Origin of the sequence: Sulfurospirillum deleyianum DSM 6946 (genome assembly GCF_000024885.1) — a bacterium.
Lineage (GTDB): Bacteria > Campylobacterota > Campylobacteria > Campylobacterales > Sulfurospirillaceae > Sulfurospirillum > Sulfurospirillum deleyianum.
The window spans coordinates 506,236-532,144 of sequence record NC_013512.1 but is presented as its reverse complement, the minus strand read 5'-3'; the positions used below and the strand labels follow the sequence as shown (position 1 = coordinate 532,144).

Genomic DNA, 25,909 nt, shown 5'->3' with positions numbered 1-25,909 from the left:
AACGCTTCAACTGTTTACCATTGTCTGTGGGGGTGCTAGCTTTTTAAAGCGGCTGAGATAATACCCCAAAGAGACCGTTAATGCGGTTTCACGAACCTGATCTGGGTAATGCCAGCGTAGGGAATAAGGAGATAAAAAGATGCCTAAAGTTCTCGACAATTTAGAAAAAATAGACGCTTCATACATTCAAAATTTCCCAAGTTCTCGTAAAATATACCTCCAAGGCTCACGAGAAGACATTCAAGTGCCGATGCGTGAAATCACATTGACGCCCACCGCAAAAAGTGATGGCACATTTGAAGAAAACCCACCACTTCACGTCTACGATACTTCAGGCGTTTACACTGACCCAAACGTCACCATCGACTTACATCAAGGCTTAAAACCTATCCGTGCCAAATGGATAGAGGAGCGAAATGACACGGAGCAACTAGAGGATTTTAGCTCTGCTTATTTTCATAAACGCTTTGAAGATGAAGAGCTTAAAACCCTTCGCTTCCCCAATCTTAAAAAACCACGCCGTGCGATGAAGGGCAAAAACATCACCCAAATGCACTACGCCCGTGCTGGCATCATCACGCCAGAGATGGAGTATGTCGCCGTTCGTGAGAACTGCAACCTTGAAGTCGCACGCCAAAACAAACTCTTAGGCGCTCAACACAAGGGTGAGCATTTTGGTGCAAACCTGCCTGAGATTTACACCCCTGAATTTGTCCGCCAAGAAATCGCCGCAGGACGAGCTGTTCTTCCTTTGAATGTCAATCACCCCGAAGCCGAGCCGATGATCATAGGTCGTAATTTCATGGTCAAGATCAACGCCAACATCGGCAACTCCGCCACCACCTCCTCCATCGAAGAAGAGGTGGAAAAAATGCTCTGGTCAACACGTTGGGGCGGCGATACGGTGATGGATTTATCGACAGGTAAAAACATCCATGAAACCAGAGAGTGGATACTTCGCAACTCCGCTGTGCCCATTGGTACGGTGCCCATTTATCAAGCGTTAGAGAAAGTTCATGGTATCGCAGAAAATTTAACATGGGAAATTTACCGTGACACGCTTATCGAACAAGCCGAACAAGGCGTGGACTACTTCACCATTCATGCGGGTGTTCGCCTTGCTTACGTACCGATGACCGCCAAACGCCTCACGGGAATCGTCTCACGAGGGGGGAGCATCATGGCAAAATGGTGTTTGCACCACCACAAAGAGAACTTCCTCTACACCCATTTTGAGGAAATCTGTGACATTATGAAAGCCTATGACGTGGCGTTTTCACTAGGAGATGGTTTGCGCCCCGGCTCACTCTACGATGCCAACGATGAAGCGCAATTTGCCGAGCTTGAAACTTTAGGTGAACTCACCAAAATCGCATGGAAACACGACGTGCAAGTGATGATCGAAGGTCCAGGTCACGTTCCGATGCAAAAAATCAAAGAGAACATGACCAAAGAGTTAGAAGACTGTTTTGAAGCGCCCTTCTACACCCTTGGACCCCTCGTGACTGATGTAGCTCCAGGCTACGACCACATCACCTCCGCCATCGGTGCTGCGCAAATCGGTTGGTACGGTACAGCCATGCTCTGCTACGTCACACCCAAAGAACACTTAGGCTTACCAAACCGTGAAGATGTCAAAGAAGGCATCATCACCTACAAAATAGCCGCCCACGCCGCCGACCTAGCCAAAGGCTTCCCCGGAGCGCAAATCCGTGATAATGCGATGAGCAAAGCCCGCTTCGAGTTTAGATGGTACGACCAGTTCAACATAGGCTTCGACCCAGACCGAGCCCGCGAATATCACGATAAAACCTTACCCGTCGAAAGTGCCAAAGTCGCCCATTTCTGCTCGATGTGCGGCCCAAAATTTTGCTCCATGAAAATCTCGCAAGATGTCAGAGAGTACGCTGAAAAAATCGGTGCCGAAGATGTCAATGTAGCGTTAGAAAAAGGGTTGGAAGAGCAAGCCAAACACTTTAAAGAGAGTGGTGGACAGATTTACATGTAAAAAACTTTTGAGCCCTTGAAATTCAAGGGCTCAACCTTGATATTCTTAACATTTGAAATGTGCCAACAAATTACCCTTAGAGCAATTCACTAGCTCCACTGATTGATTTACTATAGAATATCTTAAATATCCCATTTATTTTTTTGTATTTTTCTTTACAATTCTTAGACCTTTTTTTGAAAGTAATTCTAATTTTGAAGGGAATTGTATTTCAATTTCCTTTGTAGATTTATTTTTATTTTGTTCTTCAATCATATTTTTAAAAATGTTAATTGCACTTTCGCTACAATATTTTTCTACATATTCAAGCCATCTTTCCAAATTTGGCTTATTGTCAATTCTTTGACAGCCAGAGTTAGGGACTCTATTAATCATAGCCTTAACTTTGCTCCAAGTATGTTGAATTGAAATACCATCTGGGGTAAATACATAATAAAAATTCATCACTTACCTTTTTCATATTTTAATATTTAAAATGAGTAATCAAAAAGCCACTGAGAAGAAAATGGGACATGGCTTTACTTTTAACTTTCCCCATGTTTATTTTACATGTAAAGAACTCACACTTCCAACTTAATATCACCCTTCACATAATTATGCACCAGTGCTTGAATCAGGTTTTGGTACCCGATGCCTAGCTCTTTTGATTTTGCTTTGAGTACGGCTAGGTCACTGACGGAAAAGCGAATGGTGGTTTGCCTTTTTTCATTCAATGCTTTGGTATATTTGGCATGGTTTTGGTACGCACTCAGCTCTTGTTCATCCAAAGGTTTTTCGTGCCATTCGCCTGCTTCTATCTCTCCGAGGAGTTCTACTTCTTCGGTATCTAGGACTATTTTTTTTGTTTTCATTGTTTTTTACCTCCAAATGATTTGAGCAGTTTTCGGCTCGGAATAATGGTCTTTAAAAATATTTCACTCTCATTTTCCACGAAAGGAACATACCAAATGTACCCTTTCATCTCAACAACAAAAATCTCTTGATGGGGGTATTTTTCACGGTTAGGATGCATGAGGCGATTTAAAACAGTACCTTGTTCAATGTGATTAAGCACCTCTTCAAAACTCACCACTCGTTGAAGTTGCAAGAGTTGATTTTTGGCTTCATCCCAACGAATGATTTTATCCACACTTTTTCCTTATCGTTGATGAATTATTTTAGTATTTTGTAGATGTTTTGTCAATACACTATTTGACTGTTCCATGATGCGGATTACTCTCACCTCTAGGGATAAGTTCATCCATATTCTCTCCACCCACAAAATACGCTTTGCCAAACCCAAAGGTTGCTTCGCCATATGTCACGTTAAATTCATACAGATTAAAGTCGGTCATTTTTTTAAGTGTACCCACCATTTTGGCATCAAATTTCTCAGCAAACAGACCTAAAACCGCTTCAAAACGCTCACTGCCTCGCTCAATTTTTTGACTATCACACTGCAAACTGACACGCTTTCGTGCAAACACATTCTCCGTTTTACTCTCATCTTCCGCAAAAAAAAAGAGATACTTTTGTGTTTCTTTGAAGGTTTTTGGCATGAGTTGCGATGTCGGAGAGGTAAACGTAAAAGCGGTTGGTGTCGTACACATAAGGTGCGTACGAGCTAAAAGGGTGGTTATGGGTATCTAGCGTACCGATAATGGCGGTTTGAATGGTAGCAATAAACTCTTTCATGGTCTCTCTTTTTCTTTTTAGTCTACTATGAAAGGGTTAAAAGCGTTCTCCATAATGACAATTAAAACGACAAACTAAGGTTGCCTCTTTTGAGGCAAAAGTTATAGCCACGACGGTTTTGTCTCAGATAAAACGCCATCGCTCTGTGTAAACCCCTCTAAGCTGTTGGCTTTGGCTTGCACACAGATGAAACGAATAGCACTTGTATCGTCTGCTTTCATGCAACGCTCACCTTTTGGGTCTATCCGAAACGCATCGCCCTCTTGAATAGCAAATTCTTCACCATCGATAAACAAAAAACCTTTACCGCTTAGTACCACATACACTTCTTCATTATTTTTATGCGCATGCACAAAAGGTACACTCACCCCTGCTGGTAGTTCGTTGATAGAGACTTCTGCACCCGTTAGTGCTAATGCATCGTGAAGTACCACACGACCTAAAGATGCGACATCGCCACATGAGATTACTTTATAATTTTCTCCTGATTTTTCCATTCTATTTTTCCTTTTTTACTTTTAATCTCTATTTGTTAAGCATTAAAAACATCTCAATGTAAAAACGCCCTCCTTTATTAATTTGATATCTAACTATATAAGCAAATGTTTATTCTTGCTTTTCAAAATTAACAATCGCTTTTTCAAGCAAAATCTCTAAAAGCATCGCCTCTTCATCACGAAGACCAAAATACGCTAAGGCATTCAGTTTCTCTGAAATCATTTCGAACATTGGTTGGAGTTTAAATCCCTTTTGAGTGAGTAAAACCATCGTAAAGCGTGCATCACTCTCTGATTTTATGCGTTGCACATAGCCATTTTTTTCGAGTTTTTCTACTAAAACGGTAACAGTGGGTTTGGTGCGATGAATTTTTTTGGCAATCTCGCTCATTTCATGGGCATTGCCATCAAATAACAAACTCAAAATATCACCATGACTGGGGGCAATATCAAAAAGCTCCTGTTTTTTGAACTCTGCAATGATAAATTGATTGGCTTTTTCCGCCAAGCGGCTAGAAAGCGCTATAAGTCGTTGTTTTTTCATAAGGAGTATTATAATTAGATATCTAATTAATGTCAACTCTTTAAGCTAAATTTTTTCTTTACATGTAACACAAATATAAAAATTTCTAATTATTTTCTTAATTTCAAATTAAATTAACACATATTTAACACACATGTTTAATAATGCACCTGAATTAAAAAAATTTAATTAAAGGAGAGTTCATGGATATAATAGGACAATTTCCATTGTTTTATTTTCCTGAGTATGGAAGTGCTTGGATGATGGGTATTACGGGCACGATACACATCTTGTTTTCACATACTTCTGTTGGAGCGGCGATGTTGTTTGCCTTTTTGGCACACAAAGCCTATAAAGAAAATCGAAGTGATTACTACCCGTACATGAAAAAGTACGGCATGTTCTTGCTGATATTTTCCTATGTTTTGGGTTCGATTACAGGACCGGGCATTTGGTACACGGCAACGGCGGCTAGTCCTAGGGGCATTAGTGCGCTCATTCACAACTTTGTGTGGGTCTGGGCAACGGAATGGGTCTTTTTTATTTATGAAGTCATTGGCGTTTTTGTGCTGGTTTACTTCATGAACAAAATAGATAAAAAAACACATTTACAACTAACCTATACATTTGCGATTGCTTCGGTGGGAACCTTAGCGCTGATTATTGGTATTATCAGCTTTATGATGTGGCCAGGTACACAAGCCTACTATGCAACCGGTAGTGCGAGTGATGCTTTTTTTGGTATCAATACCTTCCCGCATATGTTCTTACGTGTTGGCTTTATGATTATGATGTCAGGGGTTATTGGATTGTTGATTTCCAGTGCTATGCGCAAGGAAAATGAAGAACTCTCCAATGAACTGAGCCGTAAAATGGGTTATGTAAGTATTTTTGGTGGGTTTATTACCCTCTTCTTCTTTGTCTGGTATATGGGAACATTACCTGATAATGCCCATGCGGTTTTTGCCTTTTCAAAAGAGACAATTATTCAAAATAGAATCATCCTCACCCTTGTTTTTATGAGCTATTTTGCAATCGCTATCATCAAACCAAAACTGATTCATCCAGCTCTTGCAAGTACGATGATAGCTGTCATTCTTATTTCAGGATTGTGGTCAGGTGAGAAGCTTAGAGAGTCTATGCGAAAACCATATGTTGCGGGTCAATACATCTACTCTAACCAAATCATCAGTCGTGATGTTCCTGGTAAAAACATTAAAAGTGAGCTTCCGATTATTGCGGAGAAAGGGCTTTTACATGTAAACCCTTTTGTTCCTAAACGCCTTAAAACGATTACCGAAGAAAATAAACTTGAAGCAGGTGCGCTTCTTGCAAAAATGGCGTGTTCTAACTGCCACTCTTTGGAGACAACAGGGGTTTATCGACCACTCAAAGATAAGTTAACAGGCATGGACAAAGAGGGAGTGAAAGCCATTTTATATGCAATGGGTGATGGTGCATTTTCCTACATGCCAACCCTTAAACTACCCGAACATGAATACGATGCCATGGCTGAATACCTCGCATCGCTTAAATACTAAGGAGAAAACATGGACGCATCTGTATTATTGGCACTAAGAGACCCTGCGGGAGTTCCTTTTTATCCTATCATTTTTCAAATACTCTATGTTTTAACATGGGCATTGCATATCGCTTTTGTACTTCTTTCATTAGGTTCCTTGGGGCTTTCGCTTTACGGTTCTGCAAAGGGAAGTAGCGATAAGTATTGGAGTATTTTAACACCACACCTGATTCAAACAGGCAAAATCAGCGTTTCAATTTTGATTGTTTTAGGAGTTGCACCACTTTTGTTTACACAAGTCATTTATGACCCAAATTGGTACGTAACCAATACGCTCTCTGGTATGTGGGTTTTCATTTTTATTTATAGTTTGATTGTGGGTTATAGTATGTATTATTGGTACTACTATGCCAATAAAGCTCAAAAATCAAGTAGTACCTTCATAGGGTTTATCTCATTTGCTATTTTGGTTTTTGCGGGTATTTTGATGCATAACTTTACCGTAACGTCACTTATGCCAACTGAATGGATGAATATGTACGCACCTAATGGTGTGGTTGATACGAGTGGCTGGACATTTAATGTTGATACCATTCGCCTTGCATTTATGGTGAGTTTGAGCATTCCTGTGGTAGGAATTTTCTTACAAAATTACAGCCGTTTTTTATCCACCCGTAAAGATTTTGAAGCATCTTTTATTGAGTACAGTGCTAAATTAGGCACCACACTTGCGGTCAGTGGATTGCTAATCAGTGCTGTTCTTTTTGTCGCATGGATGTTCCAAATCAACTACCTCTTTCATCCTGTATCCCTTGCTACGATTGTGGGAGTTGTACTGCTCTTGGCGATGGCGAAAACCAATCGCAATAGCTACTACACAACCTTAGTTTTAGTCATCGTTGCCCTTTTGATTTCAACCATCAGAGAGCTGATTCGTTTTGATCTGATGATAGATTTGGGCTATAACATCTATGACTATCCTGTCAATCTTGAGATTCCAACGATTGTTATGTTCCTCTCAACGTTCCTTATTATGGGATTTGTAGGGGTAGCCTATCTCTTAACCATGGCATGGAAAGTCGGTAAAAACGAAGGTGTTTTTGATGGTTCTAAAGATGCGCTTGTAAGCAAACTAGGACAATCCACCCTCTATATTATGATTGCATGGATGGCAATCTATTTTGCATGGGGTATTGGTATCTTATTTAACAATATTCTCTAAAAAAAGGTGTACCAATGCTTTAGGCTTGGTACACTCTCCTCTTTTTCTTCTTACATGTAAAAACAAAGTGCCCTTTCAAGAACCCTATGATAGGATTTTTCTATCATTTAAAGGAGTTTTATGAAACTGATTTCGTGGAATGTCAATGGCATTCGAGCCGTCGCAAATAAAAATGCTTTTAGCTGGGTCGATGAGGAAAAACCCGATGTTTTATGTTTGCAAGAGATCAAAGCTGAAGCGCACCAAATTCCTGAACCTCTTTTCACACACCCTTTTACATGTAAACATATCAATTCGGCTACGAAAAAAGGCTACTCTGGCACGATGAGCTTTTCAACACGTCTGTTTGATACAACCAATACCGCATGGCACATCGACCATACCAAAGAGGGGCGCATCTTAGAACACCACTTCGGTGATGTTGTTTTGTTCAATGTCTATTTTCCCAATGGACAACAAAGTGAAGAGCGTTTACGTCATAAAATGCAGTTTTACAGCGACTTTTTAGCCCACACCGAAGCCCTACGCACAATGGGCAAAGGAATTATTATCTGTGGCGATGTCAATACAGCACACCGAGAAATCGACCTTGCCAATCCCAAAGCCAACGAAGATATCTCTGGCTTTTTGCCCATTGAGAGAGCGTGGATCGACACACTTTTAGCAAAAGGCTACCTTGACACGTTTAGAGAAGTGCATGGGAATGTTAAAGACGCCTACTCGTGGTGGTCGTATCGCTCAGGGGCAAGGGAGCGAAATGTGGGATGGAGAATTGACTACTTTTTTATCTCCAAAGAGCTTCAAAAAAATCTCAAAGACGCCTTTATTTTACCGCATATTCAAGGCTCAGACCATTGTCCTGTGGGTATTGAAATAACGCTTTAATCCTTACATGTAAAAAAGGTTAATCAACAATTTAACCTAAATAAACTATAATAAAACGTATTTATAAAGGTTTTGGAAGAGTTTTTGCTTAAGTAAAAAATCTCATCATGACAAAGGAAAACCATTGGACGCAGCCGATCAAGAGTATGTTGAACGTAAACTTCTTTCAGGATTTGAAAATTTACTGGATATTAGTGTCGATTTTGTTGCAGAACTTGGAACAACAACCCTTACAATTCAGCGTCTTTTAAAACTGGAAAAAGGTTCTGTCATTGACCTTGAAAAACCTGCGGGAGAGAGTGTTGAGCTTTACATCAACAATAAAATTTTTGGTAAAGGCGAAGTCATGGTGTATGAAAAAAACCTTGCCATTCGTATCAATGAAATTTTAGACTCCAAAACGGTTATTCAATACTTTAAAAAAGAGAATCGATGAAAATTTTTCTTGCCATTATCACCTTATGCGCGTGGGTCAATGCTGCAAATTTATTAACCTACAATGTTTATGAAAGAACAGATAGAGTCGATGTAATGCTCTCCTTTGATGCACCGCACGAGGGAAGTATTACTCAAAAAAATGAGACCAATGCTATTATCTTGACCATTAACGATTTGGGATACGATAAGATGATTGAAAAGAGTATTAACTCTGAAATCATTCAAGAATTAACCATCCTTCCTGAAAAAAACAATACCCTTCAAATTATTCTTAAAAGCAACAAAAATATCAGTGTCGTCGCTTCTAAAACGGTAGATGGATTTGGACTTCGTATTCGTAGTAGCATCCTACAAGCATCCTCTGCCTCACAAAATACAGCGCTACAAACACCATCTTCTAGCACGTCTGCCCCTTCAAGCTTTGAGCTTGTAGATACCCGCTATATTATTGTGATTGCTATTTTACTGATTTTAATTGCGCTGATGCTCTGGATAAAACGCCGTATGGCATTTCAAACCACCAACAAACCAATGCCATCACGTTCATCATGGCTTTTTAGCCCTAAAACTACTAATTCTGGGCATGAAGTCACCCTTTTGCATAAAAAAATAATTGACAACCAAAACAGCATTGTGCTCTTTGAGTACGGTTCCATCAAATACCTTGTTATGACAGGAAGTTCAAATCTTTTACTCGAAAAGTTCCAAAACGGTGAAGTGAAAGATGACAATGACTTCGAAAAAGTTTTTGAGGAAAATCGCCGCCGCTTGGATGAGTATCTTAAATTGCAAGACACAAGCAAACAACAAAACAGTTATAAGGACAAAGCTTCTGCTGATTACGCTCCCTATGATGATACGCATTAACCACGCATGACCATTGCGATTTCCATTTTATCCATCTACGCCTTCATCCTTTTGGGATTTATGGCAAAAAAGATGCTCAAAGAGCAGATGAACGAAAAAGGCATGATCTTGATGTCCATCTACTTTTTACAACCCATGCTCTCTTTTTGGGGACTCTCCACAAAACCCATTCAGGTGGAACTGCTTGAAGCGCCTTTTTGGTATCTTGTGATCTCTTTTATCTGTATTCTTATTAGTGGCGTCATTGGTCGTCTTTTTTTTAAAGAAGATATCAAAGAAAAATCCATCATTACCATTTGTGTTGTCCTTGGCAATACAGGCAACCTTGGGATTCCTTTAGGGATGGCACTCTTTGGCGAAGCCTCTATCATTTATATGAGTATGATTAATTTAACCAATGTTTTTGTCGTCTATACGTTGGGTGTCTTTTTCTATTCAAGGGGAAATTGTAGTATTAAACAATCCCTACTCAACATTGTGAAACTTCCCGTCATTTGGTTTGCCACGTTGGCTGTACTCATGAATATTTTTGATATAAAACTCCATCCTGCGATGCAAACACCTTTGCAAATGGGTGCTTATTGTACGATGGTCATTCAATTAGTCATTTTTGGGATGTACCTTTATAACATTAAACTGCGTAGCATTAACTATAAACTACTGTTCCATGTGAGTATCATTAAATTTATCATAACACCACTCATTGCAGGATGGATTCTTTATAGCATGCTAGAACTAGAGCCGATGCTAGCAACCCTTATTTTTATCGAGCTTATCGTTCCCTTAGCCGTAACCAATGTCAATCTAGCAGCACTCTATGAGTGTAAACCTTTGGATGTAACAGCCATGGTCTTTTTTACCTCATTGATTTTTATTCCTTTTTTTATTTTAGTGAGCAACTTGCTCCATTACCTTCATATTGTGAGTTTACCATGAAAGACAAAGAAGCGAGAGTCAAATATATCCGTGCATTGGAGCGTTTTTTAGGAAGCTGTATCAGTGCCTTAAAAAATGAAAATTTTGACTATGCCCTTTTTGTCAAACGTGTTGAGAAGAGCTTAAAAACACTTCAAAAAGTTGAACCGATTCATTTAGATTCTACCTATACCAATGGGCTACAAAACTATGCCAATCTTGTAGCCCAAAGCATTCTAAGCGAAGATAGTGACCCTCAAGAGATTCATAGAAAACTCTTAAAAGAGGCGAATTTGCTAGAGAAAGAGAAATACAGGGGAAGTTATAAAAAAGAGAAACACAAAGCACAAGGGTTTAACGACGGTTATTGAGCAAAAAAATGCGCAATCGCCTCACGCATTAACACCTTATCTTCAATACGATTGATTTTATCTCGGAACTCAGAAGCTTCACGAAAGCCTTTTGAATAGGTATGTAAATGCTTACGAAAAATCGAAACACCTTTTTCGCCATAAAACTCAACCATTGCATCATAATGTTCTAAAACAATTTCTAAAATCTTCGTTTTTTCAACATGATGCAATCCATTTTTAAGCTGATAAAAAATCCACGGATTACCTAACGCTCCTCTACCAATCATGAGGTTTTTACACCCTGTCACACTCATTACATGTAAAGCTTTTTCAAGACTCGTAATATCCCCATTCGCAATCACAGGAATTTTCACTGCCGCACGTGCCTCTGCAATCGCTTGATAATCCACTTCCGCTTTATACGCACCTGAACGTGTTCGCCCATGCATACTCATAAAATCTGCACCCGCATTTTCACACGCTTTGGCAATCAACTCTGGAATCTTCGTATTAAACCCCAAGCGTACTTTTGCACTCGTGTAACGCTTATTAGAATAGGTCTTAATAGTTTCAATCACTCGTTGCATATGATCTAAATTGAGCAAGAGCGATGAGCCTGCTTCTTGTGCGACCATTTTAGGAACAGGACACCCACAATTCAAATCAATACCCGCAATGCCCTCCATGTCATTTAAAATCAAGACCGCTTCTTTGATAGACGTTAAATCAGAACCGACTATTTGTACAATATAAGGAATTTCTAAAGGAGATTTTGTGAGCATTTTAAATGTTTTTTCTGATTTGAAACGTAGGGCATTAGCACTAATCATCTCTGAAAATGTCACATCTGCACCAAATTTTTTAACCACAGAACGAAAAGGAAGATCTGTAAAACCAGCAAGCGGAGCAAGGGCTAAAATACCCTGCTCAAAATCTATCGTATCTATCATATATTTAAGAAGGTGTCGATGTTAATACTTTTACCATTATCTCTTAAGAAAAGAAGTGTTCTAAACTTGACAAACTCCTCAGGGTCAGAATTGAGTAAAATCTCACGAATTTTATCAATCATCTGTAAATCATACAGAACATACAAATACGCATCCGCAGCCACACTCCCTTTTGAATTGTAAAGCTTTTCAAAAAGTGCAATCAAAGAATCAGGTGAAAATTTCACTTTAATTTTACGTGCCAGTTCAACATAATCCATTCGATCAGCGTTGAGTTGCTCTAAAATCTCCTCAATGGATTTAATATCCATTTCAAAGCTATCATCAGAATTTAAATAACGCTCCATCATACACGCAAATGCTTCCTTCTCAATAGGAAAGTTGTAACGCTTAATTTCATTGAAACTGGCAAACCCTAAAAGCGTTTCATACGCTTTTTTACACAAATCTCCCTCAAGCTCTTTACAATTTTTCAAAACTTCAAACGCATATTTTGGCTCAACTTTAAGACGATTCATACTGTTTTGAATCACCAAAGGATTCTCTTTTGAAAGTTTATACTTTTTTAAATCTTCATAGTTTCCATTGGCAATGCTAATTGCAACCGCAGAAGCCGCCGCAATGTCTTCTTCAATAAACGAAGAGGGAATAGAAGGATCAAACTTCATGGCTTGAAGCATTTTACCCGCAAATTTAAATCCATCCGTTTTATAAGAGGCATTTAAATTCTCTCCTAAGATACGATTTTTTGCCTCTTCATGAAACACTTCGCTATCTTTTTTCCACGCACGTTTGTATAAAAAATCTTTGAAGTTATAAAATACCAAATGTCCCACAGAAGCAATACACAAAAACAACACAGGGAAAACGATCCAAAATGCCACTGGGAGAGTCATCGATAAACCAAAAAATTCTAAGGTATAACTCTCTCCATTAAAACTATAAACATAAAGTCCGATAGCCAACATATAAATCAGTGATACTAAAAAATAACGTTTAATTCCCATGTGTTTCTCCCCTGCGTTCTCTTACTTAGTTTTTGCCGATTTCTCAATAATCTCTCGACACACAATACAATATCTCGCATGAGGTTTTACTTTAAGGCGTTGAAACCCAATATCTTCCTCACACATTTCGCACATCCCATACGAGCCATTGCGAATTTTATTTAAAGCAAACTCTATCTCATTAAGCTCTTTGGTTTGTTGTGTACTAATCGCCTGTTCAATCATACGATCCGTACTCACGGAAGCATGATCTGCCTCATCCCCAACTTCACTGTCTTTTAAATCTTCGATTTCTCGCATCGAATCTTCAATATTTTTCTTAATTTGAGTTTTTCTTTCTTTTAGAATATCCTCAAAATGCTTTAGCTCGTGCTCTCTCATTCTCTGTTTCCTTTACGAAAAATTGAAACCATTATAGATAACTATTTGTGATAGGGATGGTTATTTTTTATGCACAATCCCCGATAAATCTGTTCAAATAAAACCACCTTTGCGATTTTGTGCGCATATGTTAATCTACTTAAACTTATAATCTTTTGAGTTTTACCTAAAAAAGCCTCTTCAAAGCCAAAAGCACCTCCAATGAAAAAATTAATATTCACATCATAATCAAAAAGCGTACTAAACTGTTCACTGTTTAGCTCTTCTCCTTGAACATCTAAAGCGACATTGTACCCTTTTAAATGGGGTTCATACGCTTTAGTGTAAGAAGTTCTAGCCTCTTTTGCACCCACCATCTGTGCGGCTGCAATTTGTTTATTAAAGAGCGTTATCGCTTCTATTTTAGCGAAGCGAGAAATCATTTTAGTGTATTCACCAGCAATGCCGTCTAAGGCTTTATCGCTGCTTTTTTCTATCGTAAAGAGGGTGATATTCATGCTTTGAGTTTTAACTCAAAAGCCTCTTTATGACACGACTCACCCAAAAGTGTCAACAAGTCTGAGAGAACCTTTTTCATATCACTGCGTTTAACAATCATATCAATTAAGCCATGTTCCAACAAAAATTCAGCTTTCTGGAAGCCTTCTGGTAGATCGGCACCAATCGTTTGTTTAATGACTCTCTGACCCGCAAAACCCACTAAAGCACCCGGTTCAGCCATAATAATATCACCTAAAAAGGCAAAAGAGGCACTAACCCCACCCATCGTTGGGTCGGTTAAAACAGAGATGTAGGGGAGTTTTGCATCAGCAAGTTTCGTGAGTGCGGCAGATGTTTTAGACATTTGAAGCAAAGAGAAGGTACTCTCTTGCATACGAGCACCACCACTGGCACTGATAATAATTAAGCCCTCTTTATTGGCAATCGCACGATGAATCGCTCGTACAATTTTTTCGCCCTCAACAGAACCTAAACTTCCGCCCATAAACGCAAAATCAAACACAACAAGCTGAACGCTCACACCATTGATTTTACATGAACCACATACAACAGAAGAGTTTTTTCCTGTCTTCTCTTGCGCCTCTTCAATCCGTTTTTTATACGATTTTTTATCTACAAATTTGAGGGGATCTATAGGAGCTAATTTCGTATCAAACTCAACAAAACTTCCTTCATCACAGAGCTGTTCGATACGTTGTTTGGCAGAGATACGCATATGAAAACCACACTTTGGGCAGACATTTAAACACTGTTCAACTTCTTTATAATACATCAAAGATTGGCAGGCACCACACTTCACCCAATGGCTTGGGGCTTCGCTTGGAGTAGATTGCATTTTTCGGATGCTGCTGAAAATTTCTGCAAATCGCATAGGTTTTATCCTCGTGTAAAGCTAATCGCTTTTAAATAAGCCTATCATTTTATCGAAAATTTCCTTATCTTTACTTACGAGGAAAATCTCACCCTCACAGAAGGTCTCTAAATCCGCACACATAAAAAGACCCGCTTCAATATCATAAGAGCGCATTTTGCCAACATAAAGGACAAAATCAACGTCGTGGGCGTAGGCTAAAGAGAGGGCAAAGGCACCAGGAGAGCGGTATTTTATCTTGGCATCAAAAAGTTTCTGATGCACACAATTTGAAGCGTACGAACGCTCAAAAATACCCACTTTTGAAAAGCTATTTTTTCTTACATATAAAAAGGTATCTGAGCCAATTTTACCTTGCCTTAACCCCTGTTCATCCTTGATAAAAACATCCCCATTGGCTAAATTTACAATGACCGCTTGGGTACATTTTCCTGCTTCAAAATAGGCCACAGAAGTTCCATAATAGGGTAAATGAGAGAGCAGATTGTCACTTCCATCAATGGGATCCAGTACAATGCGAGCGGAAGTAGCGGGGTTTTCAATGACCCCACTCTCTTCTGATAAAATCTCTCCAAAAGGCAGAAGATGTTTAATAAAAATCTTCTCTGCTTCTAAATCAATCCCCGCACTTCTATCCCCTCCCGCACCCACTTCAAATGCTTGATGATGCGTAGTCTGCAAACCCTTTACATGTAAAAGGGTATAAAGCTCTTCATTCGCACGTAAAACCGCCTCAATAAAACGCATTAGCCGAGCAGTTTCTTGATGATGTGCATCGCTGCTTCTTTGCCCTCTTTGGCTGCGGTGACAACAAGATCAGAACCTCGCTTACAATCTCCACCCGCATAAACCCCTGATTTGGTCGTTTGATACTCATGATTGACGACAATGCACCCTGATTTATTCACCTCAATGCCATTTTCAGCTAAAAAAGTCGGAACAGAAGGACTAAAACCTAAAGCAAAAATAATCACATCCGCATCCACTCTAAAATCGCCACCTTTGACAATTTCCACGCACTGACGGCAACTCGCATCTTTAGCGCCCAAAATCGTTTTATGCATATCAATACCCACCACAGCGCCATCAGAATTAACCAAAATCTCTTTAGGTGTCACGTTGTAAACAAACTCCGCACCCTCTTCAATGGCATTTTTAAACTCTTTTTTACTGCCTGGCATATTGTATTTATCTCTTCGATACAAACAAGTCACACTCTTAGCCCCCTCACGAATGGAGGTTCTAAGACAATCCATCGCCGTATCGCCACCACCGATGACCACAACATTTTTACCCTTAACTTCAAACTTTTTATCGTAGGCTTCATTGAAAAGCTTTTTTTGAATGGAACGTAAAAAGTTAATGGCAAGAAAGACACCCTCAGCGTTTTCATTGGCGATATTCGCTTTGCGTGGACTCTCCGCACCAATGCCTAAAAAGATAGCATCATGACTGTGTGCCACCTCATCAAAACTCAGCTCTTTACTGCCTACGTGTGTGTTTACATGTAAAGAAAGACCCGCTTCTTCAAGCCACTTGACACGACGTGCTACCACCTCTTTATCGAGTTTAAAACCAGGAATACCATAGGTTAAAAGTCCGCCCGCTCGGTTTTGCTTATCGTATAAACTGACCGCAATACCCGCACGAAGTAAGTAGGTTGCACACGCCAATCCTGCAGGTCCCGCACCAATTACCGCTACTTTTTTCTTGGTCGTAATCCCAGGGAAAGATGGTTTTAATCCTCGCTTGAAACCATCTTCTGAGATAAATGTCTCAATCGCCCCAATCGTAATTGCACCATACCCATCATTGAGCGTACAATCTCCCTCGCAAAGGCGATCTTGCGGACAAATACGCCCTGTAATTTCAGGAAAAGGGTTGGTTTCATTGGAAAGATTAAACGCCAACTCTTTCTTCATCCCACTGGTTGCTTTGAGCCAAAAAGGAATGTAGTTATGCAAAGGACATTTACTATGGCAAAAAGGGTCGCCACACTGCACACAACGATCCGCCTGTTCTCTAGCGTCTTCTCGACCCATCACTTCATAAATCTCTTTAAAATCTCTGACCCTATCACTGGTTGAGCGCTTTCTTGGCTCAATTCTCTCTTCATTGATAAAATTTTGCATCTTAGTCTCCTTGCGCTGGGTTGAGTGGTACATTGGTCATATCTTTAGGGCGTACCATCCAAAAATCTCTTAAAACATCACGGAAATTCTCTAAAATATGGGTAGCTTTGAAACTCACCGTCTCATTGATATGCGTTCGAAGGAGGCGTTTTAAGAAGTGGCGTGCTTCATCCATGTCATCCGTATCAATACGCTCTGCCACAACCAACTCTTGATTGAGTTTGTCAATAAAATCACGGTTTTCATCGTAGATAAACGCCACACCGCCTGTCATACCCGCACCAAAATTTACACCCGTACTGCCTAAGATAGCAACCACACCGCCTGTCATATACTCACACGCATGATCACCCGTCCCTTCAACAACCGCCGTAGCGCCTGAGTTACGCACACAAAAACGCTCACCCACATTGCCCGCAACAAAGAGTTTTCCACCCGTTGCGCCATACAAACAGGTATTGCCCGCACACGAGTAACCTCTGCCTTGATACTTTGGAGCAATAACGATTTTTCCACCGTTCATGCCTTTGCCCACATAATCATTGGCAGTGCCTTTGAGATTAATGCTAATACCATTGGCTAAAAAAGCCCCCAAAGATTGTCCTGCTACGCCATTGAGTCTAAAGACAATGCTCTCATCTTTTAGCCCTTTATTGCCATAGTATTTCGCAATTTCACCGCTGATGAGTGTGCCAAAGCTTCGATTGGTATTGCAAATGGATTTGTGCAACACCATTTTTTCATCAGGATTTTCAATAACTTTGTAAACCTCTTTTAAAATCTCTTTCTCAAATTCATTTTTATCAAACGGCTCATTGGCTTTGCCATTGTGCGTGTTGGGTCCTTCGAGTCGCATCAGAACCGAAGAGAAGTCAAACTTTTTCGCAAAGCTATCTTCAATTACATGTAAAAGATCGCTTCGTCCAATAATATCTTCCAAACGCTCATAGCCTAAGTGTGCCAATATCTCACGCACATCTTCAGCCAATAGGGTAAAGAAGTTCACCAATTTATCGACCGTACCGACAAAGTGTTCACGAAGCTTCTCATCTTGCGTTGCCACACCCACAGAACAGCGGTTTAGGTGACACACACGAAGCACTTTACACCCAATAATCGTCAAAGAGAGCGTTCCAAACGCATAACTCTCTGCCCCCAATAAAGCAGCCTTAATAACATCAAGTCCCGTTTTTAAACCACCATCGGTTTGCAAATGAACACTATCACGTAAATGGTTTGCTTTGAGTGCATTATGCGCTTCACTCAGCCCTAATTCCCACGGATTTCCCGCAAATTTAATGGAGGTTAAAGGTGCTGCACCCGTACCACCATCGCCTCCTGAGATAATAATTTTATCCGCATACGCTTTAGCAACACCCGCTGCAATCGTTCCAACACCTGCTGTGGAGACTAATTTCACCGTAATAATCGCATCAGGATTAATCTGCTTCATATCAAAAATAAGTTGCGCCAAATCCTCAATCGAGTAAATATCGTGGTGTGGCGGAGGAGAAATCAGTGTAACACCTGGAATGGTATAACGAAGAGTGGCAATGAGTGGTGTCACCTTATGCCCTGGAAGCTGACCACCCTCACCTGGTTTTGCACCTTGTGCCACTTTAATTTGAATCTCTGTGGCGGAGCGTAAATACTCAGGTGTTACGCCGAAACGACCCGATGCAATCTGTTTAATTTTAGAGTTTTTATGGGTTTTAAGACGCTCTGGTGCTTCACCACCCTCGCCTGAGTTACTCATACCCCCAATTTTATTCATCGCCTCACCTAGCGCTTCATGCGCCTCGGGAGAGATAGAGCCTAAACTCATCGCTGCTGTAGCAAAACGCTTAAAAATAGCCTCTTTACTCTCTACTTTCTCCAATGCGATAGGCTCACGATCAGATTTGAGTTCAAAAAAGTCACGAATCATTTTAAAGCCACGGTTATTCACCATTTTGGTAAATTCCGCAAAATCTTTTTTCTCCGCTGTCACAACGGCTTTGTGAATCGCATGGACAATATGCGGATGATAGTCGTGAAACTCTTGCCCCTCAATGTATTTGTAAAATCCACCAATTTCAAGCGGAAAGAGTTTTTTGTTAATGTTTAGATCATACGCTTTTGCATGGTTGTTTGAAAGACGCTCTTCAATATCGCTATATCCAAGCCCTGGAATCATTGAAATCGCACCATTAAAACACTCTTTAACAATCTCGCTAGAAAGTCCTAAGACATCAAATAAGGCTGAGTTTCGATATGAAGCAATCGTTGCAATACCCATCTTCGACATAATTTTGAGCAAGCCTTGATTGATAGCGTGACTGACGTTTTTAAGTTTTGTTTTCGTCTCATATGCACTCATCTCACTCTTTTTGCACTCATCCAAAACGGTTGCGTATAAAAGATAGGGATAAATCGCACTGGCGCCAAACCCAACCATAGTGGCACACGAATGGGCATCCAACGCTTCACCGCTAATGGCAACAATGGAGACCAGCGAGCGCACACCCTCATCCAATAAAACCTGATTCACTCGACCAATGACCATAGTCATCGGCATCGGTTTTTGTTTTTCACTCATTCCTCTATCATCAAGGAAAACGATGCGAACACCCTCTTCTTTGACGGCTTGAACGATGTCATACACCAAATCTTCAAGACTACCTTTAAGGTTGTCTTCAAAAAGGGTTGAGAAATAGCGATTTTTATACTCTTCTTTATAACGAGGTTTACTGGCATCACCAAACGAATCAATAATTTCATATTTTTCTTGCATTAAAAGAGGTGAAATGGTTTTAATACAAAGGGCGTGTTCTTCACCCTCTTCTAGGATATTGCGAATGATGCCAAAGTTGGTATTTAAACTCATAACGACTTTTTCACGAATCGGGTCAATCGGAGGATTGGTGACTTGTGCAAATTTTTGTTTAAAATAATCACTAAAATTACGCTGTGTTTGGCTAAATGCCGCCATTGGGGTATCATCCCCCATAGAGCCAACACCCTCTTTGCCATCTTTCATCATCGGCTCAAGCACCATATTTTTGACTTCTTGCGTGATGTTAAAATAGCGCTGTTCTATCTCTAAATTTTCACGTACATAATCCGTTGTTTTTGAAAACGGGATATCTACAAACTCTTGCAGGTAAACAAGCCCTTTATTAAGCCATTCTGTGTAAGTGTTGGAGCTTTTAATGTAGTCATTGATGTCATCATCTTTCATGATTTTGCCAAATTTAAGGTCTAAGCCTATCATTTGACCACTTTGTAAACGACCACGCTCAATGATGTTATCCTCTTCAATATCTAAAACACCGTATTCACTTGAAATCAGAATGCGGTCATCTTTGGTAATGATATATTTGGCAGGACGCAAACCATTTCTATCCAATACACAGGCAATGTAACGTCCATCGGTCAGAGAAATCGCAGCAGGACCATCCCATGGCTCAAAATTGATACTGGAGTATTCATAAAATGCTCGAAGCTCTGCATCCATATGAGGAGCATTTTGCCATGGTACAGGAATTAAAGAGCGAATGGCTTTGAAAAAATCAAACCCATTAATCAACATAAATTCAAACATATTATCTAAACTTGCGCTATCGCTGACATCTGCGTTGGTTAAAGGATAGAGTTGTTGAAGCTCTTCTTGCGTAAAAACAGAACTTTTTATAGACTCGCTACGCACTTGTGTGTAAAAACGATTCGCTGAAATAGAGTTAATCTCACCGTTATGCGCTAAAGTGCGAAACGGTTGTGCGAGTTTCCATTTGGGAAGGGTATTGGTCGAAAAACGTTGATGAAAAAGTGCAAAGGTTGCTTTAAACGCTTTATCGCTCAAATCGGGAAAAAAGGTTTTAATGTAGGTTGGCATCACCAACCCTTTATACGAAATCACTTTACTTGAAAAAGAAGCAATATAAAAATCAAAAGCCTGTGCTAACTTTTTTTCAACCATTTTACGGGTTAAATACAATAATGCTTCAAAGCGTTTTGTCGCAACCAATGAAGAAGAGGTTACAAAGGCTTGTACAATTTGGGGTAATGAATCCAGCGCTAATTTTCCAAGCGCTTTTGTTTTGACGGGTACATCACGGTACAAGAGGACTTTCAAGTCATTTTGCTCACAGGTCTCTTCAAAAATCTGTTTTTGTTCATCATTTTGCAAAAAAATCATTGCGACCGCAAACTGCTTTGGCAAGTCCACACCCAATTTTTTTGCTTCGTTTTTCATAAACTCAGTGGGCATTGAAAAAAGAAGACCACTTCCATCGCCACTCTTACCATCTGCGGCTATCGCACCTCTGTGCATCATACGCTCTAACGCCGTAATTGCATCTTCAACATTTTCATGGGTTGGGATATTTTTTATGTTTGCGATTAGTCCAAAACCGCAATTGTCTTTAAATCCTGTAATAAGATCCATTGCACAAGCCTTTTATGGAATTTTCATCAAAAATCTGACAAATTTTAAGTTAAAAGCGAAGGATGTTACACAAAAAACAATTAAAAAACAATTAAACACTATTTTATGCTATTTTGAACACTTACTTATCGTAAATAAAATTAATTGTCAATAAATTTAATATATAAATTTAATATACTAATTTTAAAATTTAATATTATTGCAATATTTGAATGCTAAAATTCCTCATGCAAGGTTATATTATCAATATTACACGGGTTAAAGACGAAGACCTCATTGTCACCCTTCTCACACAAACGAGTATCAAAACACTCTACCGATTTTACGGGGCAAGACACTCCACTATTCATTTAGGGTATAAAATTGACTTTGAAGCGCTTCCCTCCCTCAAATCCTCGCTCCCTCAGCTACGTTCTATCCTTCATTTAGGCACTTCGTGGAATACCCATCGTGAGCGAATGCTATTATGGCAACCTTTTGTGCGTCTTTTTTATACTCATCTCAAGGATATTGCGTCCTTAGAGCCTTTCTACTTTGAACTTTTAGAGTCTTGTGCTGCTATTTGGGCGAAACAAAATCCTAAACGTATAGCCATAGAGGCTTATGTTAGGCTTTTAGAGCATGAAGGAAGACTGCATGATGATTTTATCTGTTTTAATTGTGAAGAGCCCATAACGAGTGATTTAACACTCATTCGAGCCTATTTACCCGCACACAAAAATTGTGCATGGAATCAAACGTTTTCGCTTTTACATGTAAAAAGGTTGTTTGAAGAAAAAAGCACCATAGCACTCAGCGATGAAGAGGTGGATGTGCTATGGAAGATTTTATTGGAAGGGTTTTAACGTTTAGAAAACTACGTCAGCGTTATGCTAAAAAACGCTCATCGCAAAAACTTGAAACCTGTAAACTCTCAAACGCTTTTTTAAGAGAAATAAAAAGCTCAGGGTTTTCTTGTTCCATTTGAGCCAGCATCTCTTTGGTACGAGTACGAATCACAGGCATTTTTACATCAAAACGCATCGCAGGACACGCCTCATCACCAATGGTTGGCATGTTATGCTCTTTTGCACAATCTCTGAGTTGACGCTCTCTTGCATGTATCAACGGGCGAATTACATGTAAGCCATTCTGGGCTGTATAAATTGGAGGCATGGAACGCAAAGTTCCATTGTAAGAGAAGTTCATAAAAAAGCTCTCCACCGCATCATCCAAATGGTGTGCAAGTGCTAATTTTGTATAGCCATACTCCAGAGCATAGGTATAGAGCGCACCCCTTCGCATTCGTGAGAAAAAACTACAAAAAGAGGAGTTTTCTCGAATTTTATCTTGCGCCAAATCAAAAATTTTCGTATCCACAATTTCATGGTCTATCTCATGCTCAACACAGTGCTGATGCAGTGTATCTAGCTCTTCACCCATACCATAGGTAATCGTAACCGCCTTAAACTCAAAATCAAACGGAGCAACCCGTTGCATATGCTTTAAAATATGGGCAAGGCTGAGTGAATCTTTACCGCCACTAAGCCCCAAAAGAATCCTATCACCCTCGCAAATAAGCTTATAGCGCGCGTTGGTTCGCCCAGCAATACGCAATAAACGTTTACTAATATTAAGCATCTGCCAATTCATCCAACATGGCAATAATAAACTGCGCACTCTCTTTAGCTGAGCTTACTAAAAACTCATCAAAGCTAAAACCTGCATCCATGTCCGCTGCATCACTAATCGCACGAAGCACACAAAAAGGAATCTTTAGCGCATCACACACAACAGCAACTGATGCACCTTCCATTTCAGTCGCATCTGCCTTAAACGTCGTATGAATCCACTCTTTTTTGACGCCATCGCAAATAAACTGATCTCCCGTGGCAATAATGCCCTCTTGCAAAATGATATTTTGTGCCTTGGCTACTTTATGCGCTAAAGCTCGAAGCGACGCATCGGTGTCAACATACACAGACCCCTCAGGCACATACCCATGCGGATGCCCAAAAGCGGTAATATCTAAATCATGCTGGGCTAAAGCCGTTGCAACAAGGACATCACCGATGCGTAAATTTGGATTTAGCGCACCTGCAACACCTGAGAAGAGCAGTTGTTCTGCCCCAAATTTTTCAATGAGGGTTGTTGCGGTCAAACTCGCATTTACCTTACCAATTTTACTGTACGCAATCACTAACTCCATCCCTTTATAGGTTGTCGTGTAATAACGATTTTTCGCAAACTCTAGTGTTTCGTACGTTCCAAAAAAATCTAAGAGTGGTGTGATCTCTTCGACCATGGCACCCATAATGGCTATTTTCATCTTTTTCCTTTAAAACAGTGCAAGCACTTCTTCTAAACTTTTCATATCAACAATGCTATGGGTTGGCTTTTGCGAAATGCGTTTATTTAACCCTTTAAGTACACTGCCACCAAATTCTATAAACATATCGGTTGAAGATTCTACATGTAAAATAGATTGTTTGTATTTTACAGGAGAAATCAACTGCTCAGACAATAAGCGTTTTGCCTCTTCTTTGCTTTGATACGCTTTGGCTGTTACATTAGAAATAACAGGCATCGCAAAATCATCTTTCAGCCACTTCTCCAAATACCCCTCTAAATTGGCTTGGGCTGAACTGAGCAAAGGACAATGACTGGCAACAGACATCGGCAGTAAAACTGCTTTTTTAGCACCCGCTTCTTTAAAGAGTGGCTCTAGGGAAGAGAGGTCATCTTTATTGCCTGCAATGACAATTTGCCCATCCCCGTTATAGTTGGCTGCCCACACCTTTTTACCCAGCTCTCGCTCTTTACACGTAATCTCTTCCACACGGGCATCATCAAGCCCTAAAAGTGCCATCATCCCAGCGTTAATACCTTCACATGCCTTTTTCATCAACAACCCTCGTTGATGGACTAATTCAACAGCGTCTAAGTAGTCCATAGCACCTGTTGCACTGAGTGCTGAGAACTCACCCAAAGAGTGTCCTAGAACAGATACAGGAAGCGTTTTGCACGTTTCTGTAAAAAGACGATGTGCAATGAGGCTGACAAGCAAAATGGCAGGTTGCGTGTATTCGGTTTGTTCTAATTGGTCATTTTCTTCAAAAAGAAGTTTTGTAAAATCAACATGAATGCGCTCACTTGCTTTCTCAACCATCTCTTTTGCAAGTGAACTGTTGTCATAAAAATCCTTCCCCATGCCAACTTTTTGGCTGCCTTGACCAGGAAATATAAACAGTGTTTTATTCATTAATGAACCTTTTATATTATTTACATGTAAGAGCTATGCAAGACCATAACCATTTTCCATGTTAATCTATTTTTAATCGATCTTTGTAGTCGTTAATTTTTTTGCGAAGTGTATTTCTATTGAGTCCAAATCGTTCACTAATAGCCAGTTGCGATCCAAATTTGACGTATCCACTTTGAATCATGGGAACATCAAAAAGGTACAACAAGTCACGATAATCATTACGCCCACCAATTTTATTTGAAATAAAATTTTGCATCATGGTTAAAACTTCATCTTCACCAAAAGAGTGCATTAAGTAAGCGTTATATACAGAACGTCTTAAGGAGTAAGCATTTTTACTCAAATCAGGGGCTATTATCGAAAGTGAAAAAGTATCATGCTCTGTATCATCAAACATACATCGTGCTTCTGCAGTAAATTTTTCGACTAAAGGAGTAACATCCTCTTTGCGTTCACGTAAAGGAGGAAGCACTATTTTTAAACTAAAAAACATATCCACTATGGAGTCACTAATATCCATATTTGAAGTTGCAATCAAACGTGTTTTGTAAACATCCAATGCAATTTTTAATTTTTTATAATTGGTAATTTCGTGAAAATTTTTTACAATCAAAACACTATGGGTTTCAATGAGAGCTAAGAGATCATTAAACGCTCTCGCATCTACAACAGGAGCATTAACAATGTGTTGTGCTAGTGTTAATTTACCAACACCACGTTCACCTAAGATTAATGCATTAATTGAGACACTTTTGAGAAGATTGGCAGATTTAAGAGCCTCAATTGAGGCTCTTGACTTTGCTATATAATTAGTGTGATCCACAACATCCGCCACCATGAGAGTGACTTTCACCGCCGCAGCATGCATCTTCATCATCGTTTGTAGTGTGACAACTGTCACCTGATCCGCATCCACAACCACCATGGCTACTGCCAACATATCCATTTATTAACTCATCTGATGTCGCATCTCTGACTTCAAGAACATTAATAGCAAATAAAAGATCTTTACCTGCTAACGGATGATTAAAATCTATTTCAACATTTTCATCATTGAAATTTTTGACAACAACTTGAACAGTCTCGCCATGTTCGCCTTGACCATAAAGTGTCATACCTACGTGTAGTTCAAGTCCAGCAAATTGCTCTTTAGGCAAAGTTTGAACAGCATTTTCATCATACTCACCATAAGCATCAGCTGCTGCAACATGAATATTTGCATTATCTCCTGCTTTGAGTTCTTTAATTTTTTCTTCTAATCCTGGAATGATTTGACCTTTTCCAACAATAAAAGAGAGTGGTGCAGCGTTTAAATTACTATCTAAAACTTCACCATTATCAACACTCGTAAGTTCATAATGAATTGAAACGACTTGATTATCGCAAATCAACATAACTTCTCCCTTGTTTTTTTGGTAAAGTTTATCGTATCATAAATTTGTTGTAGAAGCCCTTAGAAAAAAAGTAAGGTCTATTTTTTATGCAAAAGAGTG

The 25,909-nt window shown here is 39.6% G+C and carries 29 protein-coding genes; 9 read left to right on the top strand and 20 right to left on the bottom strand.

Annotated elements, in window-relative coordinates:
- The first annotated feature begins 139 nt into the window (after positions 1-139).
- Entirely contained in the window at positions 140-2,008 is a 1,869-nt protein-coding gene (gene thiC, locus SDEL_RS02830) for a phosphomethylpyrimidine synthase ThiC (protein WP_012856352.1), read from the top strand.
- Between the two features lie 135 nt (positions 2,009-2,143).
- Here the strand turns inward: thiC and SDEL_RS02825 are convergent, their stop codons facing one another.
- From SDEL_RS02825 to SDEL_RS02800, 7 genes are all read right to left on the bottom strand, one after another.
- Positions 2,144-2,452 (bottom strand): hypothetical protein, encoded by a 309-nt coding sequence (locus SDEL_RS02825; RefSeq protein ID WP_012856351.1) that lies wholly within the window; start codon positions 2,450-2,452, stop codon positions 2,144-2,146.
- A 116-nt stretch (positions 2,453-2,568) separates the two neighbouring features.
- Positions 2,569-2,859 (bottom strand): hypothetical protein, encoded by a 291-nt coding sequence (locus tag SDEL_RS02820; protein WP_012856350.1) that lies wholly within the window; start codon positions 2,857-2,859, stop codon positions 2,569-2,571.
- The gene (locus SDEL_RS02815; protein WP_012856349.1) at positions 2,856-3,137 is read right to left on the bottom strand and encodes a DUF4258 domain-containing protein; all 282 of its coding nucleotides are present in this window, start codon (positions 3,135-3,137) and stop codon (positions 2,856-2,858) included. The genes SDEL_RS02820 and SDEL_RS02815 overlap by 4 nt, the downstream gene beginning before the upstream one ends.
- A 58-nt stretch (positions 3,138-3,195) precedes the next feature.
- A complete protein-coding gene (locus tag SDEL_RS12220) occupies positions 3,196-3,450 on the bottom strand; it encodes a hypothetical protein (protein ID WP_223295832.1) in 255 nt (84 codons plus the stop codon).
- Positions 3,451-3,490: 40 nt separating this feature from the next.
- Entirely contained in the window at positions 3,491-3,682 is a 192-nt protein-coding gene (locus SDEL_RS12215) for a pyridoxamine 5'-phosphate oxidase family protein (protein ID WP_223295831.1), read from the bottom strand.
- A gap of 101 nt (positions 3,683-3,783) precedes the next feature.
- Entirely contained in the window at positions 3,784-4,179 is a 396-nt protein-coding gene (locus SDEL_RS02805) for a cupin domain-containing protein (protein ID WP_012856348.1), read from the bottom strand.
- Positions 4,180-4,288: 109 nt separating this feature from the next.
- Positions 4,289-4,723, bottom strand: coding sequence for a MarR family winged helix-turn-helix transcriptional regulator (locus tag SDEL_RS02800; RefSeq protein WP_012856347.1), 435 nt, complete (start codon positions 4,721-4,723; stop codon positions 4,289-4,291).
- A 182-nt stretch (positions 4,724-4,905) separates the two neighbouring features.
- Here SDEL_RS02800 and SDEL_RS02795 point away from each other — a divergent pair, with 182 nt between their 5' ends.
- From SDEL_RS02795 to SDEL_RS02765, 7 genes are all read left to right on the top strand, one after another.
- Positions 4,906-6,243, top strand: a complete 1,338-nt coding sequence (locus SDEL_RS02795) for a c-type cytochrome (RefSeq protein ID WP_012856346.1) — start codon at positions 4,906-4,908, stop codon at positions 6,241-6,243.
- Between the two features lie 9 nt (positions 6,244-6,252).
- Positions 6,253-7,446, top strand: coding sequence for a hypothetical protein (locus SDEL_RS02790; RefSeq protein WP_012856345.1), 1,194 nt, complete (start codon positions 6,253-6,255; stop codon positions 7,444-7,446).
- Positions 7,447-7,566: 120 nt separating this feature from the next.
- Positions 7,567-8,331, top strand: a complete 765-nt coding sequence (locus SDEL_RS02785) for an exodeoxyribonuclease III (RefSeq protein WP_012856344.1) — start codon at positions 7,567-7,569, stop codon at positions 8,329-8,331.
- 124 nt (positions 8,332-8,455) lie between these two features.
- On the top strand, positions 8,456-8,767 hold the full coding sequence (gene fliN / locus SDEL_RS02780; protein WP_012856343.1) for a flagellar motor switch protein FliN: 312 nt from the start codon (positions 8,456-8,458) through the stop codon (positions 8,765-8,767).
- Positions 8,764-9,636, top strand: coding sequence for a hypothetical protein (locus SDEL_RS02775; RefSeq protein ID WP_012856342.1), 873 nt, complete (start codon positions 8,764-8,766; stop codon positions 9,634-9,636). Before fliN ends, SDEL_RS02775 begins: the two co-directional genes overlap by 4 nt.
- A gap of 6 nt (positions 9,637-9,642) precedes the next feature.
- Positions 9,643-10,572: an AEC family transporter gene (locus SDEL_RS02770; protein WP_012856341.1), complete on the top strand. Its 930-nt coding sequence runs from the start codon at positions 9,643-9,645 to the stop codon at positions 10,570-10,572.
- Positions 10,569-10,922, top strand: coding sequence for a hypothetical protein (locus SDEL_RS02765; protein WP_012856340.1), 354 nt, complete (start codon positions 10,569-10,571; stop codon positions 10,920-10,922). The genes SDEL_RS02770 and SDEL_RS02765 overlap by 4 nt, the downstream gene beginning before the upstream one ends.
- On the opposite strand, the gene SDEL_RS02760 is transcribed toward SDEL_RS02765, so the two are convergent.
- Genes SDEL_RS02760 through gltB form a run of 8 tightly spaced genes read right to left on the bottom strand, consistent with a single transcriptional unit; the run spans position 10,916 to position 21,172 of the window.
- Positions 10,916-11,854, bottom strand: coding sequence for a tRNA dihydrouridine synthase (locus tag SDEL_RS02760; RefSeq protein WP_012856339.1), 939 nt, complete (start codon positions 11,852-11,854; stop codon positions 10,916-10,918). The two genes, SDEL_RS02765 and SDEL_RS02760, sit on opposite strands and share 7 nt — an antisense overlap.
- Positions 11,851-12,861: a hypothetical protein gene (locus tag SDEL_RS02755; RefSeq protein ID WP_012856338.1), complete on the bottom strand. Its 1,011-nt coding sequence runs from the start codon at positions 12,859-12,861 to the stop codon at positions 11,851-11,853. Before SDEL_RS02755 ends, SDEL_RS02760 begins: the two co-directional genes overlap by 4 nt.
- A 21-nt stretch (positions 12,862-12,882) precedes the next feature.
- Entirely contained in the window at positions 12,883-13,242 is a 360-nt protein-coding gene (gene dksA / locus SDEL_RS02750; protein WP_012856337.1) for an RNA polymerase-binding protein DksA, read from the bottom strand.
- 41 nt (positions 13,243-13,283) lie between these two features.
- Entirely contained in the window at positions 13,284-13,739 is a 456-nt protein-coding gene (locus SDEL_RS02745) for a 23S rRNA (pseudouridine(1915)-N(3))-methyltransferase RlmH (RefSeq protein ID WP_012856336.1), read from the bottom strand.
- Positions 13,736-14,614: an acetyl-CoA carboxylase, carboxyltransferase subunit beta gene (gene accD / locus SDEL_RS02740; RefSeq protein WP_012856335.1), complete on the bottom strand. Its 879-nt coding sequence runs from the start codon at positions 14,612-14,614 to the stop codon at positions 13,736-13,738. Before accD ends, SDEL_RS02745 begins: the two co-directional genes overlap by 4 nt.
- Before the next feature lie 21 nt (positions 14,615-14,635).
- Entirely contained in the window at positions 14,636-15,361 is a 726-nt protein-coding gene (locus SDEL_RS02735) for an inositol monophosphatase family protein (protein WP_012856334.1), read from the bottom strand.
- Positions 15,361-16,746, bottom strand: coding sequence for a glutamate synthase subunit beta (locus SDEL_RS02730; RefSeq protein ID WP_012856333.1), 1,386 nt, complete (start codon positions 16,744-16,746; stop codon positions 15,361-15,363). The genes SDEL_RS02735 and SDEL_RS02730 overlap by 1 nt, the downstream gene beginning before the upstream one ends.
- A 1-nt stretch (position 16,747) precedes the next feature.
- Positions 16,748-21,172, bottom strand: coding sequence for a glutamate synthase large subunit (gene gltB / locus SDEL_RS02725; RefSeq protein WP_012856332.1), 4,425 nt, complete (start codon positions 21,170-21,172; stop codon positions 16,748-16,750).
- Between the two features lie 227 nt (positions 21,173-21,399).
- Between gltB and recO the strand changes: the two genes are divergently transcribed.
- Positions 21,400-22,017 carry a recombination protein RecO gene (recO, locus tag SDEL_RS02720; protein ID WP_012856331.1) on the top strand — a complete coding sequence of 206 codons (618 nt, stop codon included), beginning with the start codon at positions 21,400-21,402 and terminating at the stop codon, positions 22,015-22,017.
- Between the two features lie 22 nt (positions 22,018-22,039).
- On the opposite strand, the gene SDEL_RS02715 is transcribed toward recO, so the two are convergent.
- The 5 genes from SDEL_RS02715 to SDEL_RS02695 all read right to left on the bottom strand — a co-directional run bounded on the left by SDEL_RS02715 (position 22,040) and on the right by SDEL_RS02695 (position 25,810).
- Complete coding sequence (locus SDEL_RS02715; protein WP_012856330.1) at positions 22,040-22,792, bottom strand: tRNA 2-thiocytidine(32) synthetase TtcA; 753 nt, start codon at positions 22,790-22,792, stop codon at positions 22,040-22,042.
- Positions 22,785-23,480, bottom strand: a complete 696-nt coding sequence (locus tag SDEL_RS02710; RefSeq protein WP_012856329.1) for a 5'-methylthioadenosine/adenosylhomocysteine nucleosidase — start codon at positions 23,478-23,480, stop codon at positions 22,785-22,787. Before SDEL_RS02710 ends, SDEL_RS02715 begins: the two co-directional genes overlap by 8 nt.
- A 9-nt stretch (positions 23,481-23,489) precedes the next feature.
- Entirely contained in the window at positions 23,490-24,413 is a 924-nt protein-coding gene (fabD, locus tag SDEL_RS02705) for an ACP S-malonyltransferase (RefSeq protein WP_012856328.1), read from the bottom strand.
- Between the two features lie 61 nt (positions 24,414-24,474).
- A complete protein-coding gene (locus tag SDEL_RS02700) occupies positions 24,475-25,254 on the bottom strand; it encodes a DNA-binding transcriptional response regulator (protein WP_223295857.1) in 780 nt (259 codons plus the stop codon).
- On the bottom strand, positions 25,226-25,810 hold the full coding sequence (locus SDEL_RS02695; protein ID WP_012856326.1) for an FKBP-type peptidyl-prolyl cis-trans isomerase: 585 nt from the start codon (positions 25,808-25,810) through the stop codon (positions 25,226-25,228). The genes SDEL_RS02700 and SDEL_RS02695 overlap by 29 nt, the downstream gene beginning before the upstream one ends.
- Positions 25,811-25,909: the final 99 nt, after the last annotated feature.